The organism is Methylobacterium sp. B1, from assembly GCF_000333255.1.
Taxonomy (GTDB): Bacteria; Pseudomonadota; Alphaproteobacteria; order Rhizobiales; family Beijerinckiaceae; genus Methylobacterium; species Methylobacterium fujisawaense.
In genome coordinates this window covers 1-2808 of record NZ_BACT01000640.1, presented here as the reverse complement: position 1 = coordinate 2808, position 2808 = coordinate 1, and the positions used below count along the sequence as shown (strand labels likewise).

Here is a 2808-nt window from a genome sequence, read left to right as displayed (position 1 = left end):
CCACGCGAACATCATGAAGCGTGGCGCGATCATCGATTCGCTCCGCCGCCGGATGCGCGACGGCGGCTTCTTCGAGTTCCAGACCCCGATCCTGACCGCCTCCTCGCCCGAGGGCGCCCGCGACTACCTCGTGCCGTCGCGGGTCCATCCCGGCAAGTTTTACGCCCTCCCGCAGGCGCCGCAGCAGTTCAAGCAGCTGACGATGATCGCGGGCTTCGACCGCTATTTCCAGATCGCGCCCTGCTTCCGCGACGAGGACGCCCGCGCCGACCGCTCGCCGGGCGAGTTCTACCAGCTCGACATCGAGATGAGCTTCGTTACCCAGGAGGACGTGTTCCAGGCGGTGGAGCCGGTCCTGCGCGGGGTGTTCGAGGAGTTCGCCGACGGCAAGCGCGTCACGAAGGAATTCCCGCGCATCACCTACGCGGATTCGATGCTGAAATACGGTGTCGACAAGCCGGACCTGCGCAACCCGCTGATCATCGCCGACGTCACCGACCTGTTCGCCCGCGATGACGTGGCGTTCAAGGCGTTCAAGGGCGTGATCGCCTCCGGCGGCGCGGTCCGGGCGATTCCGGCGACTGGCGCGGCGGCGCAGTCGCGCTCGTTCTTCGACAGGCTCAACGACTGGGCCCGCTCCGAGGGTGCGCCGGGCCTCGGCTACGTCGTGTTCGAGGAGGAGAACGGCCAGCTCTCCGGCAAGGGGCCGATCGCCAAGTTCATCCCGGCCGAGGTTCAGGCGCTGATCGCCGAGCGGGCGGGCGCGAAGGCCGGCGACGCGGTCTTCTTCTCCGCCGGTCCCGAGGCCAAGGCTGCCGGCCTTGCCGGCAAGGCGCGCATCCGCATCGGCGACGAGCTGGGCCTCTGCGACAAGGACCAGTACGCGTTCTGCTGGATCACCGACTTCCCGATGTACGAGTGGAGCGAGGAGGAGAAGCGGATCGACTTCTCCCACAACCCGTTCTCGATGCCGAACATCGACCGCGAGGAGTTCCTGGCGCTCGACCTCGACGCCCTCGCCAGCGAGGATGAGAACGGCGCGAACACCAAGCGGATCCTCGGGATCAAGGCCTTCCAGTACGACATCGTCTGCAACGGCGTGGAGCTGTCCTCGGGCGCGATCCGCAACCATCGTCCGGACGTGATGGAGAAGGCCTTCGCCATCGCCGGCTACGGCCACGAGGTGCTGGAGCAGAAGTTCGGCGGCATGCTGAATGCGCTCCGCATGGGCGCCCCGCCGCACGGCGGCATCGCGCCGGGTGTGGACCGCATCGTCATGCTCCTGTGCAACGAGCCGAACATCCGTGAGGTGGTGCTGTTCCCGATGAACCAGCGCGCCGAGGACCTGATGATGGGCGCGCCCTCGGAGGCGACCCCGAAGCAGCTGCGCGAGCTGCACATCCGCCTCAACCTGCCCGAGAAGAAGGCCTGAGGTCCGTTTAGACCGGCCGCGGACCGGCCGCGCGGTGCCGAGCCTCGTCGCGATCGTCGTCGCCCACGACAGCGCCGCGGTGCTGCCCGGCTGCCTCGCCGCGCTCGCCGGTCAGCACGTCCCGGCGATCGTGGTCGACAATGCCAGCCGCGACGCTTCCGCGGCGGTCGCGGAAGCCGCCGGCGCGCAGGTGATCCGCAACGCCCGCAACGAGGGCTACGGCCGCGCCAACAACCGGGGCGTCCGGGCCGCCGAGACGGCGGAGCACATCCTGATCGTCAACCCGGACGTGGTCCTGCGTCCGGGGGCGGTGGATGCCCTGCTGGAGGCCGCCCGGATGTGGCCCGATGCGGGCCTTCTGGCCCCGCGCCTCGTCGAACCCGATGGGCGCTTCTTCTTCCAGGCACGCTCGCTGCTGGCGCCCTATCTCGCCAATCCCGGCGGCCGGCCCGCGCTGCCCCAGGGCGATGCCTGCGCACCGTTCCTCTCCGGGGCCTGCCTGATGATGCCGCGCGCCCTGTTCCTGGATCTCGGCGGCTTCGACGAGAACATCTTCCTGTTCTATGAGGACGATGATCTCTGCCGGCGCGTCGCCGATCGCGGCCGAGCGCTGATCCACGTCCACGGTGCCGAAGCGCTGCACGGTCGCGGCCGGTCCTCGGCGCCGGAGCCGGGCCGCGTGTTCCGATCGCGCTGGCATCAGGCTTGGTCGCGCGCCTATGTCAGCCGCAAGTACGGCCTTCCCGACCCGAGCCGCGCCACCCTGATGACCAACGTCCCGAAGGCGCTGCTGTCGGCGCTGGTTCTGCGCCGGTCGGGCTTGGAGCGCTACGGCGGCTCGGCCGCGGGCGCCCTCGCCTTCCTGCGCGGCCGCGAAGCCCTGGCCCAAGAGGGCCTGACCAAATGAGCGCCTCGACGATCGCGGCCGCACTCGAAGCCCAGCGCAACGGCTTCACCGGCCTGCGGCTGATGCTGGCCCTGGCGGTCGTCGTGTCCCACGCGTTCAGCGTCGCGACCGGCGCGGCCGGCGACGAGCCTCTCGCCCGTCTGACCGGCTACACGCTCGGGGAGCACGCGGTGAACGGCTTCTTCGCCGTGTCGGGTTTCCTCGTCACCATGAGCTGCGACCGCCGCGGCATCCGCGACTACGCCATCGCGCGGACCCTGCGGATCCTGCCGGGACTCGTGGCGGCGACGCTGGTTGTATCGCTGGGGCTCGGCGCGGCCATGACCCGCCTGCCCGTCTCCGCGTATCTGGGCGACCCCGGCCTGTGGTCGTTCATCCGTGGGACGCTGACGACCTTCAAGAGCAACGCCGCCCTCCCCGGCGTCTTCGAGAGCAACCCGTACCGGGCGCCCCTCGGAACGGTCTGACG

Annotated in this window: 2 protein-coding genes and 1 pseudogene; all 3 read left to right on the top strand. The window is 69.9% G+C overall.

Features of this window, described 5'->3' with window-relative positions:
* A partial coding sequence (gene aspS / locus I53_RS18910; RefSeq protein WP_043353500.1) for an aspartate--tRNA ligase occupies positions 1-1432 on the top strand: 1432 nt, incomplete at its 5' end.
* Positions 1433-1466: 34 nt separating this feature from the next.
* Positions 1467-2339, top strand: coding sequence for a glycosyltransferase family 2 protein (locus tag I53_RS18905; protein WP_043353496.1), 873 nt, complete (start codon positions 1467-1469; stop codon positions 2337-2339).
* Positions 2336-2803 (top strand): annotated as a pseudogene (locus I53_RS18900) (acyltransferase family protein); the annotation flags it as partial. The gene I53_RS18905 and the pseudogene I53_RS18900, both read left to right, overlap by 4 nt.
* Positions 2804-2808 lie beyond the last annotated feature (5 nt).